This window comes from Streptomyces angustmyceticus, assembly GCF_019933235.1.
GTDB classification, from domain to species: domain Bacteria; phylum Actinomycetota; class Actinomycetes; order Streptomycetales; family Streptomycetaceae; genus Streptomyces; species Streptomyces angustmyceticus.
In genome coordinates this window covers 6302170-6318058 of sequence record NZ_CP082945.1, presented here as the reverse complement: position 1 = coordinate 6318058, position 15889 = coordinate 6302170, and the positions used below count along the sequence as shown (strand labels likewise).

Annotated in this window: 14 protein-coding genes; 5 read left to right on the top strand and 9 right to left on the bottom strand. The window is 74.1% G+C overall.

The genetic code is table 11. The features are described from left to right. Positions 1–169: 169 nt before the first annotated feature. The 5 genes from recN to K7396_RS28170 form a co-directional block, all read right to left on the bottom strand. Complete coding sequence (recN, locus tag K7396_RS28190; protein WP_086717437.1) at positions 170–1897, bottom strand: DNA repair protein RecN; 1728 nt, start codon at positions 1895–1897, stop codon at positions 170–172. A gap of 525 nt (positions 1898–2422) precedes the next feature. Then, positions 2423–3160 (bottom strand): class I SAM-dependent methyltransferase, encoded by a 738-nt coding sequence (locus K7396_RS28185; protein ID WP_152105022.1) that lies wholly within the window; start codon positions 3158–3160, stop codon positions 2423–2425. 327 nt (positions 3161–3487) lie between these two features. Beyond that, positions 3488–4429, bottom strand: a complete 942-nt coding sequence (locus K7396_RS28180) for an NAD kinase (protein WP_086721913.1) — start codon at positions 4427–4429, stop codon at positions 3488–3490. Beyond that, on the bottom strand, positions 4426–5241 hold the full coding sequence (locus K7396_RS28175; protein ID WP_086721912.1) for a TlyA family RNA methyltransferase: 816 nt from the start codon (positions 5239–5241) through the stop codon (positions 4426–4428). The genes K7396_RS28180 and K7396_RS28175 overlap by 4 nt, the downstream gene beginning before the upstream one ends. Positions 5242–5248: 7 nt before the next feature. Beyond that, positions 5249–5692, bottom strand: coding sequence for a hypothetical protein (locus K7396_RS28170; protein WP_086721911.1), 444 nt, complete (start codon positions 5690–5692; stop codon positions 5249–5251). Positions 5693–5766: 74 nt separating this feature from the next. On the opposite strand from K7396_RS28170, the gene K7396_RS28165 reads away from it, so the two are divergent. Beyond that, the gene (locus tag K7396_RS28165; protein WP_086721910.1) at positions 5767–6114 is read left to right on the top strand and encodes a sterol-binding protein; all 348 of its coding nucleotides are present in this window, start codon (positions 5767–5769) and stop codon (positions 6112–6114) included. Here the strand turns inward: K7396_RS28165 and K7396_RS28160 are convergent. The 3 genes from K7396_RS28160 to K7396_RS28150 form a co-directional block, all read right to left on the bottom strand. Continuing rightward, entirely contained in the window at positions 6098–7048 is a 951-nt protein-coding gene (locus K7396_RS28160; protein WP_086721909.1) for an ABC transporter ATP-binding protein, read from the bottom strand. The genes K7396_RS28165 and K7396_RS28160 overlap by 17 nt on opposite strands. A 149-nt stretch (positions 7049–7197) precedes the next feature. Then, positions 7198–8352, bottom strand: a complete 1155-nt coding sequence (locus K7396_RS28155; protein ID WP_152105021.1) for a FecCD family ABC transporter permease — start codon at positions 8350–8352, stop codon at positions 7198–7200. Next, the gene (locus tag K7396_RS28150; protein ID WP_086721085.1) at positions 8349–9353 is read right to left on the bottom strand and encodes a FecCD family ABC transporter permease; all 1005 of its coding nucleotides are present in this window, start codon (positions 9351–9353) and stop codon (positions 8349–8351) included. Before K7396_RS28150 ends, K7396_RS28155 begins: the two co-directional genes overlap by 4 nt. A gap of 111 nt (positions 9354–9464) precedes the next feature. On the opposite strand from K7396_RS28150, the gene K7396_RS28145 reads away from it, so the two are divergent. Continuing rightward, entirely contained in the window at positions 9465–10487 is a 1023-nt protein-coding gene (locus K7396_RS28145; RefSeq protein WP_152105020.1) for an ABC transporter substrate-binding protein, read from the top strand. Between the two features lie 185 nt (positions 10488–10672). Further along, positions 10673–11563: a siderophore-interacting protein gene (locus tag K7396_RS28140; protein ID WP_152105019.1), complete on the top strand. Its 891-nt coding sequence runs from the start codon at positions 10673–10675 to the stop codon at positions 11561–11563. Positions 11564–11703: 140 nt separating this feature from the next. On the opposite strand, the gene K7396_RS28135 is transcribed toward K7396_RS28140, so the two are convergent. Next, on the bottom strand, positions 11704–12729 hold the full coding sequence (locus K7396_RS28135) for an HAD-IIA family hydrolase (RefSeq protein WP_086720609.1): 1026 nt from the start codon (positions 12727–12729) through the stop codon (positions 11704–11706). 175 nt (positions 12730–12904) lie between these two features. On the opposite strand from K7396_RS28135, the gene K7396_RS28130 reads away from it, so the two are divergent. Together K7396_RS28130 and K7396_RS28125 are read left to right on the top strand one after the other, a co-directional pair. Beyond that, complete coding sequence (locus K7396_RS28130) at positions 12905–14170, top strand: DUF1015 family protein (protein WP_086720608.1); 1266 nt, start codon at positions 12905–12907, stop codon at positions 14168–14170. A gap of 156 nt (positions 14171–14326) precedes the next feature. Further along, positions 14327–15880 (top strand): pyridoxal phosphate-dependent decarboxylase family protein, encoded by a 1554-nt coding sequence (locus tag K7396_RS28125; RefSeq protein WP_086720607.1) that lies wholly within the window; start codon positions 14327–14329, stop codon positions 15878–15880. Positions 15881–15889: the final 9 nt, after the last annotated feature.

The following is a 15889-nucleotide window of genomic DNA, read 5'->3' as shown; positions in this document are numbered from 1 at the left end:
ACGGACGGTCACTGCGCGATTTGCGCTGTTTTGCATACCGTCTGGGCTCGCACATGGTCGGCGAGTGTACTCACGACCGGCCCCGGGCCCGCCGTGAGGGATGCCACTGCGCGGGCGGGCCCGCCGGCCGACGGCGCAGCGGGGGAGGTGACGCCGCTCACCTCAGGGTCTAGCTCCCCGTGCGCGCCGTCTCCAGCAGTTCCTCGGCGTGTGCGCGGGCCGTTTCGGAGTCCTCCTGGCCGGCCAGCATCCGGGAGAGCTCGCGGACCCGCTCCTCACCCTCCAGGACCGTGACACCGCTCCTGGTGACCGACCCGTCATTGGTCTTCGCCACCAGCAGTTGGCGGTCCGCGAAGGCCGCGACCTGCGGAAGGTGCGTGACGACGACGACCTGCGCGGACTTCGCGAGCCTGGCCAGGCGCCTGCCGACCTCGACGGCCGCCTTTCCGCCGACCCCCGCGTCGACCTCGTCGAAGAGGTAGGTCGGTACGGGGTCGGAGCCGGCGAAGACCACCTCGACGGCGAGCATCACCCGGGAGAGCTCACCACCGGACGCCCCCTTGGCGATCGGGCGGGGCGGTGCGCCCGGGTGCGGGGCCAGCAGGAGCTCGACCTCGTCGGCGCCGGCCGGCCCGTAGGCCACGGTGCGGCCGCCGACCTCGATGCCGTCGGCGTCCTCGGCCACCTCGGTCTGGCGGATCTCGACCGTGACCCGGGCGTGCGGCATGGCGAGTTCGGCGAGTTCGGCGGTGACCGCGTCGGCGAAACGCTTCGCCGACGCCGTGCGGGCATCGGTCAGGGTCTGCGCCAGTTCGCCCAGTTCGGCGCGGAGGGCATCCCGCTCGGCGGCCAGTTCGCCGATCCGGTCGTCGTCGCCGTCCAGTTCGGCGAGCCGGGCGGCGCTCTCCTCGGACCAGGCCAGTACCGCCGCGATGTCCTGGCCGTACTTGCGGGTCAGGTGGTTGAGGGCGGCGCGGCGTTCCTCGACCGCGGCGAGCCGCAGCGGGTCGGCGTCCAGGCCGTCCGCGTAACTGGCCAGCTCGCCCGCCACGTCCGCCATCAGGATGCCGATCTCGCCGAGCCGCTCGGCGAGCGCGGACAGCTCCTGGTCGTGACTGCGCACGGCCTCCAGCGCGCGGTGCGCGCCGGCGACCAAGGTCGTGGCGTCGACGCCCTCGGGGTCCTCGGGGTTGCCGGCCAGCGCGGCGTGCGCGGCGCTCGCCGCGGAGGCCAGGGCCTCGGCGTGGCCGAGCCGCTCGGCCTCGGCGGCCAGCTCGGTGTCCTCGCCGGGCAGCGGCTCGGCCTCGGCGATCTCGTCGAGGCCGAAGCGCAGCAGGTCGGCCTCCTGCGAACGTTCGCGGGCCCGCGTCGTCAGCTCGTCCAGCTCGGTGGCGACGGCGCGCAGCCTGCGGTGGGCGGCGGTGTACTTGGCGAGCGGGACGGCCACCGTGTCCCCGGCGTAGCGGTCCAGCGCCTGCCGTTGGCGGGCCGGCCGCAGCAGGCCCTGCTGGTCGGTCTGGCCGTGCACGGCGACCAGGTCGTCGGCGAGTTCCGCCAGCAGGCCGACCGGCACGGAACGCCCGCCCACATGGGCGCGCGAGCGGCCCTCGGCGGAGAGCGTGCGGCTGATCAGCAGCGCGCCGTCGTCCAGCTCGGCGCCGGCCTCCTCGGCCCGTACGGCGGCGGGCGCCTGGGGGCCGACGCCGATCCTGCCCTCAACGACCGCCGATTTGGCGCCGATCCGCACCAGGGCGGGGTCGGCGCGCCCGCCGAGCAGCAGGCCGAGGCTGGTGACGACCATGGTCTTGCCGGCGCCCGTCTCGCCGGTCACCGCCGTGAAGCCAGGGGACAGCTCGACAACGGCGTCATCAATGACACCCAAGGACCGGATCCGCATCTCCTCCAACACGGATACGACCTTACGAGGTCCCGGGGCCGCCCCGCGACGGCCTCCCCTCACTCCTGCCGCCGCCCCCGCGGAATCCCCACCGGAAAACGGAGGAATTCCTCAGGGTGCGCGCTCACGCTCCGCCGTCACGATGATCACCGCCAGCGAGGAAGGGGACTGCGGGCCGGCTGGGGCCGTGCCGACGGTGTGGGGCGGCCGGCGCCGCGCGCGGACGAGGGCGTAGCCCGCATTCGCCGAGGCAGGGGCGGCAACGCCGTGTTCCGCGACGGCGGTCGGCGCGGGGCGGACGAGGCGTCGTGGGGCCGGTGCGGACAGCACTTTGTGCGGCGCGCGGCGGACGCGGGCGGGCCACCGCGCCGGGAGAGACGGCTGCCGCTCGCCGCCTCGTCGGCGCCCCGCGGCTCCTCGGACCGGCCCGTATGCCGATATACAGATTCGCCTCGACGGGGGAACGGCCGCTCCCCCGAGGCAGACACCCGCGCCCCGACCGGACCGCGGAGGCAGGAGGGACCGCTACGGCCGGGCCGCGCGGCGCCACAGGCCCGTCCACAGGAAGGGTTCGCCGAAGCGTGGGGACGCCGGTTCCTCGTCGCGCATGCGGCGCAGCTCCACCTCCGACAGGTCGGAGAAGATCCAGCGCAGGGAGTCCGCGGTGTAGGCGAGACCGCCGTGCAGGCCGGATTGGCGGTAGAAGTCGCTGTCGCCGAGTTCGGAGCCCATCGCGCCCGCCGCGAAACAGGTGAGGCCGAGATGGCCGTCGGGTGCCAGGGCACGGTCGAGGAGGGCGAGGTAGCTGACGCGGCGGTGGGGCGGCAGGTGGTGGAAGCAGCCGGAGTCGTAGATCAGGTCGTGGGGGCCGTGGAGTGCGGTGTCCGCGAGGGCGAACGCGTCGCCGCACAGGAATCGGACGTCGGCCCCCGCCTCGCGGGCGCGGTCCGATGCCCAGGCGACGGCCGCCGGGGAGAGGTCGACGGCGTCCACCGTGAAGCCGGCGGCGGCGAGGTGGAGGGCGTTGCGGCCCGGACCGCATCCCAGGTCGAGGGCGCGTCCGGGAGTGACCAGGCCGCGTTCCAGATACGCGACCAGGTTCTCGTCGGGCTTCGCGACGAAGAACGGCACCGGCCGGGAGCGGTCGGCATAGAAGTCGTCCCACCACGAGGCTCCCCCGGCCGTCCAGCGGTCGGCCTCCGGCGCGAACAGACCGTCCAGGAGCCGGAGTACGTCCTCCACGCTGCGGATGTTCCGTTCCATTCCCTGCCCCCTGTCTGCTCCGCCGTCCCGTCGCCGTCGCCGTCCGGTGATCGTAGGCCGGGAGGGCACCGGGGCCCAGAGCGGGAGAGGCGGCCGGATGCGGTGGCGGGCCGGGTGAGCGGCTCGGGCGGGGACGGGCGGGGCGCGGCTCAGGGCCGGGGGCGGGGCGCCGTCCAGGTCCCCGGCGCGGGGCCGCACGGGGGCGGTTTCCGCCGCGCCGGGCCCGGTTTTCCGTTCTTTTCCGGTGCGGTGCCGGACAGCTCCGGGGAAACCCCGTCCGGGGCTCGGCCAGGGGCTGTCCGGCTCTTCGTCCGCCGGACGGTGTGCCTACTGCGGGGCCCCTCGCCACCCCGCCACCGGGAGGGCGAACTTGGCGACCAGACGATCCGTGAAGGAGGCGTGATGCAGCCGGGCCAGGCGCACGGGTACGGCGCCGCGGCGGACCTCGACGCGGGCGCCGGCCGGGAGTTCGATGCTGCGGCGGCCGTCGCACCACAGCACGCCGTGCGGGGTCTTGGGCTGCACCTCGACCGCCAGGACGGAGCGCGGCGAGGTGACCAGCGGCTTGGCGAACAGGGCGTGCGCACTGATCGGGACCATCAGCAGGGCCTCGACCTCGGGCCAGACCACCGGCCCGCCGGCCGAGAAGGCGTACGCGGTGGAGCCGGTCGGCGTCGCGCAGACCACGCCGTCGCCGCCGAAGCGCGAGACGGGCCGGCCGTCGACCTCGGTGACGACCTCCAGCATCCGTTCCCGGGCGGCCTTCTCCACCGACGCCTCGTTGAGGGCCCAATCGGTGTAGACGACGCTGCCGTTGTTGCGGACGAGGACGTCGAGCGTCATCCGCTCCTCGACCTCGTAGGCGCGGGTGACGACCCGGTCGACGACCTTGTCGAGGTCGTCGCGTTCGGCCTCCGCGAGGAAGCCGACCCGGCCGAGGTTGACGCCGAGCATCGGGACGCCGGACGTCCTGGCGAAGTCCGCGCCGCGCAGCAGCGTGCCGTCCCCGCCCAGGACCACCAGCAGTTCGCAGCCCTCGGCCGCGCACGGCTCCGTCTTGACGCGCTCGACGGACGGCGGCAGCGGCAGGTCCGCGGCCTCCTCCGCCAGCACCCGTACGCCGATGCCGCAGCGCAGCAGCCCCTGGACGACGAGTTCGGCACTGCGGATGGCCGCGGGGCGGCCGGTGTGGGCGAGCAGGAAAACCGTCCGCGCGGCTTTGCTGTTCCCGTGTGCTGCGCTGCCTTCAACTGCCTGGGTAGTGGTCAACGAGGCCCCTCCGCCACTGCACGGTCGACGTCCGCCGGGTCCAGTGCGGGCGCCCCGGCGCGGAGCCACAGAAAGTACTCGACATTTCCCGAGGGGCCGGGCAGCGGGCTCGCAGTTACGCCAAGTACGCCAAATTCCAGCTCGGCCGCGCGGCTCGCGACCGCGCGCACCGCCTCGGCCCGCAGCTCCGCGCTGCGCACCACGCCGCCGCTGCCCAGCCGCTCCTTGCCGACCTCGAACTGCGGCTTGACCATCAGCACCAGGTCCGCATCGGGCGCCGCGCACCGCGCCAGCGCGGGCAGGACGAGACCCAGCGGAATGAACGAGAGGTCGCCGACAACGAGGTCGACGGGCTGCGAGTCGATCTGTTCGAGGGTCAGCTCGCGCACGTTGGTGCGGTCCTTCACGGTGACCCGCTCATCGCTCTGCAGCGACCAGGCGAGCTGTCCGTATCCGACGTCGACGGCGACGACATGACCGGCGCCGGCCCGCAGCAGGACGTCGGTGAAGCCACCGGTCGAGGCGCCCGCGTCCAGCGCCCGGCGCCCTTCGACCTTCAGGCCGAGCGGCACGAAGGCGGCGAGCGCGCCGGCGAGCTTGTGCCCGCCGCGCGAGACGTAGTCGGGGTCGCTCTCGTCCTCACGGACGACCACGGCCGCGCTGGTCTCCACCTGGGTGGCCGGCTTGGTCGCGGTCGCGCCGCCGACCGTCACCCGGCCCGCGGCGATCAGCTGGCTCGCGTGCTCGCGGGAACGGGCCAGCTTGCGGCGCACCAGCTCCGCGTCGAGTCGGCGTCGTGCCACTCCTGCCACCTGTGGTTCAGCTCCTGTTGTCGTGCGGCGTCGGGGAAGGTGCGGGCGGCCCGGGGTGCTGGTCGAGACCGGCCAGCACCTCGCGCAGCCCACGGTGGACATCCTCGTACACCCGCAGGTGTCCGCTCGCCGGGAGGTGGTCGGCATCGGCGAGACGGCGCAGCGCGGAGTCGACCGCGGCCTCTCCGGTCGCTGTCGTGCCCACCCCGATCGGCTGCGGCCCGGCCGGTCCGTCCGGCTCGGAACGCTGCCCGGACGGCTCGCCGCGTCGGCCCGCCGGCTCGGTACGTCGCCCCGGCGGCGCGGGCTCCCCGGGCGGGGGCTCCTCCTCCGGCGCGGGCTCCCCCGGCCGTACGGGGTCCGCCGGCGCGGGGTGCCCCGGTCGCGCGGGGTCGCCTGGAGCGGTTCCCGCGGGTGCCTCCGGCTCCGGGCCGGACGTCGGCTCTTCCATGCCCCCGACGCTACCTCGGCGCAGGCCGACAAGGGGGAACGAGCCGTCCCCGACCTGGCGTATCGTCGATCACGATGGCAACCCTCGACCAGTGCCGCGCCGCTCTCGACCGGCTGGCCCAGAACCTGTCCTCGGCGGACGGCAGCGTCCGCAGCGCGGCGGCGCTCGACCGTTCGCTGAGCTGCCGCATCACGGACCTCGATGTGACCTTCCTCGGGCGGCTGTCCGACGGCTCCATCCAGGAGGTGACCAGCGTCCCCGGCCCGCCCCCGCACAAGGCCGAGATCCGCCTGGCCATGTCCGGCGACGATCTCGTCGCCCTGGTGGACGGCACGCTGAACTTCGCCAGGGCCTGGGGCAGCGGCCGCGTCAAGCTGGAGGCCGGCCTGCGCGACCTGCTGCGCCTCAGGACGCTGCTGTAGGCGCCGTCTCGCCCGTCCGGTCCGCCGCGGCAGCGCTGTCGCCGGCCGCGTCTGCGTCGCTCACGTTCCCGTCGTTCGCGTTCCCTTCGGTGGTCCGCTTCGCCTCGGCCGCGCCGCCGTCGGCCCGTCCCGCTCCCGAGCCGGTGCGACGGCGCTTGCGTGCGGCCGGGACGACGAGCGGGGTGCCGGTCTCCGGGTCCTCGATGATCTGGCAGCCGAGCCCGAAGACCCGTTCCACCAGTTCCGCGGTGACGATGTCGGCCGGCGCGCCCTCGGCGAGGACCGCGCCGTCCTTCATGGCGATCAGATGGGTGGCGTAACGGGCCGCGTGGTTGAGGTCGTGCAGCACCGCGACCAGCGTCCGCCCCTGCTCCTCGTGCAGCTCGGCGCAGAGGTCCAGCACCTCGATCTGGTGCTGGATGTCCAGATAGGTGGTCGGCTCGTCGAGCAGGAACAGCGGCGTCTGCTGGGCGAGCGCCATCGCGATCCACACCCGCTGGCGCTGCCCGCCGGACAGCTCGTCGACATGGCGTTCGGCGAGCTCGCCGACGCCGGTGGCGGCCATCGACTCCTGGACGATCCGCTCGTCGTCGGGCGACCACTGCCGCAGCAGCCCCTGGTGCGGATAGCGGCCGCGCGCCACCAGGTCCGCCACGGTGATCCCGTCCGGGGCGATCGAGGACTGCGGCAGCAGCCCGAGCGTCCTGGCGACCTTCTTGGCCGGCAGTGCGGAGATCGCCGAGCCGTCCAGCAGCACCGAACCGGTGGCCGGCTTGAGCATCCGCGAGAGCGCGCGCAGCAGCGTGGACTTACCGCAGGCGTTGGGGCCGACGATGACGGTGAAGGAGCGGTCGGGGATGGCCACCGAGAGGTTCTCGGCGATGACCCGCTGGTCGTAGGCGAGGGTGACGTTCTCAGCCGCGAGACGGCTCACTTCGGAACTCCTGGGGTTGTCGTGTGCTGTGCTGTTGCCCGGCGCGCTGCCGCGGCCCTACCCGGCCCGGGGCGGCCGCCCGGCTCTTCGGCGCTGCCCTTCCCCGGCGCGCCGCGGTTGCCCGGCTCCTCGCCGTCGCCCCCGCCCGCTCATACCCGCCCCGCCCTGCGCTCCGTGGCCAGCAGCCACAGCAGATAGCCGCCGCCGAGCACGCCGGTGAGGACGCCCACCGGCAGCTGGTCGGCGCCGAACAGCCGCTGGGCGGCCCAGTCCGCGGTGACCAGCAGCGCGGCGCCCATGAGGGCGGACAGCAGCAGGTTGGGGCCGGGCAGCGGGGCGCCCCGCCCGGCGCCCTTGAGGAAGCGCGGCAGGGACATCCGGCGGGCCAACTGGGGCGCGGTGAGCGCCACGAAGGAGATCGGCCCGGCGGCCGCGGTGGCCGCGGCGACGAGCACGACCGCCACCAGCAGGACGACGACGCGGACCCGCTCGACGCGGACGCCCAGCGCGCTGGCCGCGTCGTCGCCCATCTCCAGCATGCGCAGCGGACGCCCGTAGCACAGCAGCAGCGGGACGAGGACGGCGCAGACCGCGGCCAGCGGCCCGAACTGGTCCCAGTCACGGCCGTTGAGGGATCCGGTCATCCAGGTGGTGGCGCGGGTCGCCTCGACGATGTTCGCCTTCGTCAGGAGGTAGAGCACCATCGCGTACAGCATGGCGCCGGCGCCGATGCCGACGAGCACGAAGCGGTAGCCGTGGATGCCGCGCTTCCAGGCGAGGAGGAAGATCGCGACGCCGGTGAGCACCCCGCCGGCGACGGCTCCGGCGGCGACCGCGAGGGTCCCGGCCTGGAAGTAGACGATGGCGACCAGCGCGCCGACGGACGAGCCCTGGGCGAACCCGAGCACGTCGGGGCTGCCCAGCGGATTGCGCGAGACGGTCTGGAAGACCGCCCCGGAGATCCCGAACGCCGCGCCGGCCAGCAGCCCCACCAGCACCCGCGGCAGCCGCAGGTCCTGCACGATGAACTCCTGGCCGGGGTCCCCGCCACCGGTCAGGGTGGTGATCACCTCGGACGGGGTCATGGGGTAGTCGCCGGAGCCGATCAGGGCGACACCGGCGGCCAGCGCGACGGCCAGCAGCACCAGTCCGGCCACCACGGCGGGCACGTCGAGCCGTACCGAGCGCCCGCCCGGAGCCCGCAGCACGGTGACCCGCCGGCCGGCCCCGGTCCGCGGGCCGCGCCCGGCCCCGGCCTTCTCCTCGATGCCCTTGCCCTTGCCGGGCTTCACGGTCGCGCTCACAGCTGGGCCATCCTCCGACGCCGTACGAGATAGATGAAGACGGGGCCGCCGACGACGGCCGTGACGATGCCGACCTGCAGCTCACCGGGCCGGGCGACCACCCTGCCCAGGACGTCGGCGCCGAGCAGCAGGACCGGCGAGAGCACCGCGGAGTACGGCAGGATCCAGCGCAGGTCGGGCCCGGTGACGGCCCGTACGGCATGCGGAACCATCAGGCCCACGTACACGATCGGGCCGCAGGCGGCGGTCGCCCCGCCGCACAGCAGGGTCACCGCGGCCATCGCCAGCACCCGGGTGCGGGTCAGCCGGGCGCCCAGCGCCCGCGCCTGGTCGTCGCCGAGCGCGAGGGCGTTCAGCGGCCGGGCGATCAGCAGCGCGAGGACGCCGCCCACCGCGAGGAACGGCGCGATCCCGGTGACCGTCGGCAGGGTGGCCGCGGCCAGCGAACCCACCGTCCAGAAGCGCATCTTGTCGAGGGTGGCGGTGTCCAGCAGGTTCACGGCGTTGATGTAGCCGACGAGGACGGCGGTCAGCGCGGTGCCGGCGAGGGCGAGCCGTACGGGTGTGGCGCCGCGGGTGCCGCCGAGGACGTACACCGCGACGGAGACCACCGCGGCGCCGGCGAACGCGAACCACACGTAGCCGGTCAGCGAGGTGACGCCGAGGAAGCTGATGGCGGTGACGACCGCGGCCGAGGCACCGGCGTTGATGCCGAGAACTCCCGGGTCCGCCAGGGGATTGCGGGTGAGCGCCTGCATGACCGTGCCGGCCAGGCCGAGCGCGGCGCCGACGAGCAGGCCCAGCAGGGTGCGCGGGAAGCGGACGTCGCGGATGACCACGTCGGTGTCGGAGCCGGTGTAGTGGAACACCCCGTGCCACACCTGGTCGAGGGGGATCGGTTTCGCGCCGACGGCGATGCCCAGGACGGCGACGGCCGCGAGGACGGCCACGGCGGCCACCAGCCCCACGGAGCACAGGAGATGACGCCGCCGCGGCTTCACGGGGACCGGGGCCGTTGTTGCTTCGGGGGGACTGTCAACCAACACGATGGTTAGGTTAGCCTACCCTCACAATTTCTTCCTCGGCCCCTCCCAGAGAGAAGCACCGCCATCATGAGCACCTCCGGTAGCCTCACCCCGTCCCGCCGCGGCATCCTGGCCGCGGGTGGCGCCCTCGGCATCGGCGCCCTGCTCGCCGCATGCGGCGGGGGCAAGGACTCGGCAGGCGCCAACGGCGATGCCAAGCCGTGGTCGTTCACCGACGACCGCAAGCAGAAGGTGTCCCTCCAGCACACCCCGCGGCGCATCGTCGCCTTCACCGGCACCGCCGCGGCACTGCACGACTTCGGGATCGACGATCAGATCGTCGGCGTCTTCGGCCCCACCAAGCTCAAGAACGGCAAGCCCGATCCGCAGGCCGGTGACCTGGACGTCGACAAGGTCACCATCATCGGCAACGCCTACAACCAGTTCAACGTCGAGAAGTACGCGGCGCTGCGGCCCGACCTGCTGGTCACCAACATGTACGAGCCGGGCGCCCTGTGGTTCGTGCCGGACGACAGCAAGGACAAGATCGCCAAGCTGGCCGAGTCCGTCGCCCTCACCTCCTCCCGCACTCCGCTCATCAAGATCATCGAGCGCTACGCCGAGCTGGCCGGGTCGCTCGGCGCCGACCTGAAGGCCAAGAAGGTCACCGACGCCAAGGCCCGTTTCGAGAAGGCGTCCGCGGCGCTGCGCAAGGCCGCCAAGGCCCACCCGGTCAAGGTCCTCGCCTGCTCCGGCAGCCCCGACCTCTTCTACGCCTCCAACCCCGGCATCAACGCCGACCTCATGTACTACAAGTCCCTCGGCGTCGACCTGATCGTCCCCGACCACCTGGACAAGGGCGGCTACTTCGAGAGCCTGAGCTGGGAGAACGCCGACAAGTACCAGGCCGATGTCCTCCTGCTGGACAACCGGACCGCCACCCTCCAGCCCAAGGACCTGGCGGCCAAGCCCTCCTGGGCCAAGCTGCCCGCCGTCAAGGCCGGCCAGATCACGCCCTGGTCGAGCGAGCCGCGCTTCTCCTACGCGGGCGCCGCGCCGCTGATCGAGTCGCTCGCCAAGGCGATCGAGGGCGCGAAGAAGGTCAAGTGACGCCCGTCCGCGGCGGCTTCGGCGGCGGGTGCGGACCGGTCGCGCCACGACCGGTCCGGCCCGCCCCCGGCCAACGGCATCGCCCCCGGCCGCCACGGACGCCCGCCCGGCCACCCGGCCGCCCCGCACCAGCCACCGCACCCCACCGCCGAACGCCCCAGCATCCTCCCGGGAGGTTCCCCCGCATGACCACGACCGCCGCCCCCGCCACCGCACCGTTCCGCTTCTTCGATGTGCACGTCGTCCGGTCCCGGCGGCTGAGCCCGTCCGTGGTGCGGATCACCTTCGGCGGCGAGCGGCTCGCCGACCTGGCCTCCGGCGGTCGTGACCAGCGGTTCAAGCTCTTCCTCCCGCAGCCCCACCAGGACCGGCCGGTCCTCGACGACACCGGCGACGGCTGGTACACCGCCTGGCGGGCGCAGGACCCGGCCGAGCGGGCGGTGATGCGCTCGTACACCATCCGCGAACAGCGCCACGAACCGGCCGAGTTCGACGTCGACTTCGCGCTGCACGGCGCCGGTCCCGACGCCGCCGCCACGGCGGGCGGCCCCGCCTCCCGCTGGGCATCCGCCGCCCGGCCGGGCGACCGGCTGACCGTCCTCGCCCCGGCCGTCGAGGACAACGGCGGCGTCGACTTCCGCCCGCCGGCCGGCACCGACTGGATCCTGCTCACCGGCGACGAGACGGCGCTGCCCGCGATCGCCGGCATCCTGTCGTGGCTCTCCCCCGGCACCCGCGCCGAGGTCTGGATCGAGATCGCGCACGAGGACGACCGGCAGCCCCTGCCGACCTTCGCCGACGCCGACATCCGCTGGCTCGTCCGGGACGGGGCCGGCGCCGCGGCCGGCGAACCGGTGCTCGACGCGCTGCGCGCCGCCGCACTGCCCGAGGGCACGCCGTACGCCTGGGTCGCCGGCGAGGCGGGGACCGTCAAGGCGGTGCGCAGGCACCTGGTCCGCGAGCGCGGCATCGACCGCAGGGCCGTGAAGTTCACCGGCTACTGGCGCCGGGGTGCCAGCGAGGAGGACCTGCTCGCGGAGCTGACCGCCGCCGCGACGGCCGCCGCCGCGGGCTGAACCGGACACCGGCGGCCCGGCCCCGCACGGCCCGGCCGCCCGCATCCCGCACCGGCGGCCCGGCCGCATACCCACCGGGCCGCCCCGCGGCCGCGCCTCCGCATCGCCTCACCTCGCGGGCCGCGGCCCCGGCCCGCCCCTCACACCCCGATCCGCTCCAGCGCCTTGCCCGCGTCCGCCCCGCAACCGCCGTCCCCGGCAGCGGTCCAGGCGGCCGCGCACAGCGCGCGCAGCCCGTCCAGCGGCGTCCCCTCACCGGTCACGGCCAGCGCGTCGCCGGCCGCCTCGGCCCGCCAGCCGCCGCACCGGAAACCGCCGTCGTCGTCGGTCACCTCCGGCTGCGGTGCCAGCAGTCCGCGCAGGTCCGCGGCCACGTACGCGGGACGGTGCCGCGGCGGGGCGGCCAGCAGCTCCGCGGGGGTGGTGACGCCGGTGAGCACCAGCAGCGAGTCGACCTCGCCGTTGTGGGCGCCCTCGATGTCGGTGTCGAGCCGGTCGCCGATCACCAGCGGCCGCCGGGCACCCGTGCGCAGCACCGTCTCCCGGTGCATCGGCGGCTGCGGCTTGCCCGCCACCTGCGGCGACCCGCCCGCGGCGATGCGGACCACCTCCACCAACGCCCCGTTGCCGGGGGCGATGCCCCGCTCCTTGGGGATCGTCAGATCCGTGTTGGACGCGAACCACGGCACCCCGCGCTGCACCGCGTACGCGGCCTCGGCCAGCCGCTCCCAGTCGAGCATGGGATCGAAGCCCTGCACCACCGCGGCCGGGTCGTCGTCCGCGCTGCGGACGGGTTCGAGGCCGCGCTCGCGCAGCGCCACCCACAGCCCCTCGCCGCCGACCGCCAGCACCCGCGCGCCCGCCGGCACCTGCTCGGAGATCAGCCGGGCCACCGCCTGCGCCGAGGTGATCACATCGTCCGGACCGGTCGGCAGCCCGAAACCGGACAACTGGCCGGCGACGGCCTGCGGAGTGCGGGCGGCGTTGTTGGTCACATACGCGAGGTGCATCCCGCCGCCCCGCGCGGCGGTGAGCGACTCCACGGCATGGGCGAGTGCCCGCCCGCCGGCGTAGACGACCCCGTCCAGATCCAGCAGCGCCGTGTCGTACGCCTCGCTCAGCGGGCGCGGGCACCCGTCGGGCCGCCTGCGAACCTGCTCGTTCATGCCGTCTCGCTCCTCGCTCCCACATGTCGCGCGAAGGAGCCCGCCGCGCACCGGGCGCGCGCTCGCCGCGCCGGCCGGTACACCGCTTCTCCCTCGCGCGCATCCCGATATTTCCAGCCACACAGGGGCTGTCCCCCGATCTTCCCTCATCGGCCCGGCGGCATAGCATTCTTCAATGACCAGTACCGACGGCCTCCGCCTCCTCCCGTTCCGCGGGCTGCGATACGACCGCGAGCGGGTCGGCAGCCTGACCGCTGTGACGTCCCCGCCGTACGACGTGGTGGTGCGGCCGGACGGCGTGCGCCATCTGGAGACCGCCGACCCGTACAACATCGTCCGGCTGATCCTGCCGCACGCCGCGGACCCCACCACCCGCCACCGCCAGGCCGCCGACACCCTGCGCCGCTGGCGGTCCGAGGGCGTGCTGCGGCAGGACGCGGAGCCCGCCCTGTACGTCTACGAGCAGCGCTCCGGGACGGTGCTGCAGCGCGGGCTGATCGGGGCGCTGGGACTGGACGGGCCGGTGCTGCCGCACGAGGGCGTCATCCCGGAAGTGGTCGAGGACCGGGCCGCCCTGATGCGCGCGGCGGCCGCCAACTTCGAGCCGCTGCTGCTCTCCTACCGCGGCCAGGGCACCGCGACGGGTGCCGCCGCCGTCATCGAGCGCACGGTGGAGCGCGAACCGCTGCTGGCCACCACCACCGAGGACGGCTTCGGGCACCGCCTGTGGGCGGTCACCGACCCGGCCGATCTCGCCGCCGTCGACGAGGATCTCGCCGGCCGGCAGGCGCTGATCGCCGACGGCCACCACCGCTGGGCGACCTACCAGCGGCTGTACGAGCAGCAGCCCGGCGCCACCGCCGCCTCCCCCTGGGCCTTCGGCCTGGTCCTGCTGGTGGACACCGCCCGCTATCCGCTGCAGGTCCGCGCGATCCACCGGGTGCTGCCGCATCTGCCGCCCGCCAAGGCACTGGCGGATCTGGCCGGGGCGTTCCGGGCCCGCGCCCTGCCGGGCGACCTGCCGGCCGCCCTGGAGACCCTGGAGGAGACGCCCGGCACCGCCTTCGTGCTCGCCGGCGGACCGGACTCCTTCCACCTCCTGGACCGCCCCGACCCCGGGCTGCTGGAGCGCACGATCCGCCGGGACCGCCCCGAGGCATGGCGGCGGCTGGACGCCACGGTGCTGCACTCCGTCCTGCTGGACGAGGTCTGGCACATCCCGGACCACCCGTCGGACATCGGCTATCTGCACCACACCGGCGCCGCCGTCGAACAGGCCGCCCGGCACGGCGGCACCGCGGTCCTGATGCGCGCCACCTCCGAGGAGACGGTCCGTCATCTCGCGGAGCGCGGCGTGACGATGCCGCGGAAGTCCACGTCCTTCGGGCCCAAGCCGGCCACCGGTCTGGTCCTGCGGACCCTGGACGACCACCACAACTGAACCCCGGGCGGCCGCCGCCGCGGCACCCCGCACCCCACCCGAGACGTAATTAGGTTAGCCTTACCTAACCACGTCGCTCGGGTGGGTCTCCCTGCCCCTGCGCGCACCTCAGCGTGCGCCGGACGTGGTCAAGTCCGCACCAGGGAGGACACCTTCATGGATCTCCTCGCGCGCCCCGCCGAGGACCCGGCCGACAGCCGGACGTACCTGCTCAACCAGAAGACGGCCCAGGACTACCGCACCGCGGTCTCCGAGAGCGTCGCACGCGTCGGCGCCAAGATCGCCGGCACCGACCGCCCCTTCACCGGCATCACCGTCGACGGCCTCGCCCCCACCGTCTCCGGCATCGACCTCGACACACCGCTGCACGACACGGCCGCCGCGCTCGACGAACTCGAAGAGGTCTACCTCCGCGACGCCGTCTACTTCCACCACCCGCGCTACCTCGCCCACCTCAACTGCCCTGTGGTGATCCCCGCCCTCGTCGGCGAGGTCGTGCTCTCCGCCGTCAACTCCTCCCTGGACACCTGGGACCAGAGCGCCGGCGGCACCCTCATCGAGCGCCGGCTCGTCGACTGGACGGCCGAGCGCATCGGCCTGGGCGAAGCGGCCGACGGGATCTTCACCAGCGGCGGCAGCCAGTCCAACCTCCAGGCCATGCTGCTCGCCCGCGACGAGGCGTGCCGCCGCGCCCTGACCGGTGCGGGCGTCCCCTCCCCCGAGCCCGGCACTCCCGCGCCGAGCCGCCTCACGGACGTCCTGCCCCGGCTGCGGATCCTCACCTCGGAGTGCAGCCACTTCAGCATCCGCAAGTCCGCCACCCTGCTCGGCATGGGCGCGGAGGCCGTCATCTCCGTCCCCAGCGACGAGCACAAGCGGATGCGCACCGCCGACCTGGCCGACGAACTGGCGCGCTGCCACCGCGACGGACTGATACCCATGGCGGTCGTCGCCACCGCCGGCACCACCGACTTCGGCTCCATCGACCCGCTCCCCGGGATCGCCGAGCTGTGCGACCGGTACGGCGCCTGGATGCATGTCGACGCCGCCTACGGCTGCGGCCTGCTGGTCTCCCGCCGCCGCGCCCTGCTGGCCGGCATCGAGCGCGCCGACTCGGTGACCGTCGACTACCACAAGTCCTTCTTCCAGCCGGTCAGTTCCAGCGCCGTCCTGGTCCGCGACCGCGCCACCCTGCGGCACGTCACCTACCACGCGGACTACCTCAACCCGCGCCGCATGGCCGAGCGCCGCATCCCCAACCAGGTCGACAAGTCGATCCAGACCACCCGCCGCTTCGACGCCCTCAAGCTCTGGCTCACCCTGCGCACCATGGGCGCCGCGGCCGTCGGAGAGCTCTTCGACGACGTCATCGACCGCGCCGCCGAGGCATGGAAACTGCTCCACGACGACCCCCGGTTCTCCGTCGTCGTCGAACCCCAGCTGAGCACCCTGGTCTTCCGCTACGTGCCCAGCACCGACCAGGACCCCGAACTCTGCGACCGGGTCAACCTGCACGCCCGGGACGCCCTGTTCGCCTCCGGTGACGCGATCGTCGCGGGCACCGTCGTCGACGGCCGCCACCACCTCAAGTTCACCCTGCTCAACCCGGAGACCACGCTGGAGGACATCGCCGCCGTCCTCGACCTGATCGCCGAGCACGCCGGCGCCTACCTCGCCGAGCAGCCCCGGCCGGCACTCAGCGCGCGCTGACCCCCTCCC

Bases quoted from the DNA above. Each gene is read 5' to 3' on its own strand.
- recN (WP_086717437.1), bottom strand. From the start codon at position 1,897: ATGCGGATCCGGTCCTTGGGTGTCATTGATGACGCCGTTGTCGAGCTG.
- K7396_RS28185 (WP_152105022.1), bottom strand. From the start codon at position 3,160: ATGGAACGGAACATCCGCAGCGTGGAGGACGTACTCCGGCTCCTGGAC.
- K7396_RS28170 (WP_086721911.1), bottom strand. From the start codon at position 5,692: ATGGAAGAGCCGACGTCCGGCCCGGAGCCGGAGGCACCCGCGGGAACC.
- K7396_RS28165 (WP_086721910.1), top strand. From the start codon at position 5,767: ATGGCAACCCTCGACCAGTGCCGCGCCGCTCTCGACCGGCTGGCCCAG.
- K7396_RS28145 (WP_152105020.1), top strand. From the start codon at position 9,465: ATGAGCACCTCCGGTAGCCTCACCCCGTCCCGCCGCGGCATCCTGGCC.
- K7396_RS28140 (WP_152105019.1), top strand. From the start codon at position 10,673: ATGACCACGACCGCCGCCCCCGCCACCGCACCGTTCCGCTTCTTCGAT.
- K7396_RS28135 (WP_086720609.1), bottom strand. From the start codon at position 12,729: ATGAACGAGCAGGTTCGCAGGCGGCCCGACGGGTGCCCGCGCCCGCTG.
- K7396_RS28130 (WP_086720608.1), top strand. From the start codon at position 12,905: ATGACCAGTACCGACGGCCTCCGCCTCCTCCCGTTCCGCGGGCTGCGA.
- K7396_RS28125 (WP_086720607.1), top strand. From the start codon at position 14,327: ATGGATCTCCTCGCGCGCCCCGCCGAGGACCCGGCCGACAGCCGGACG.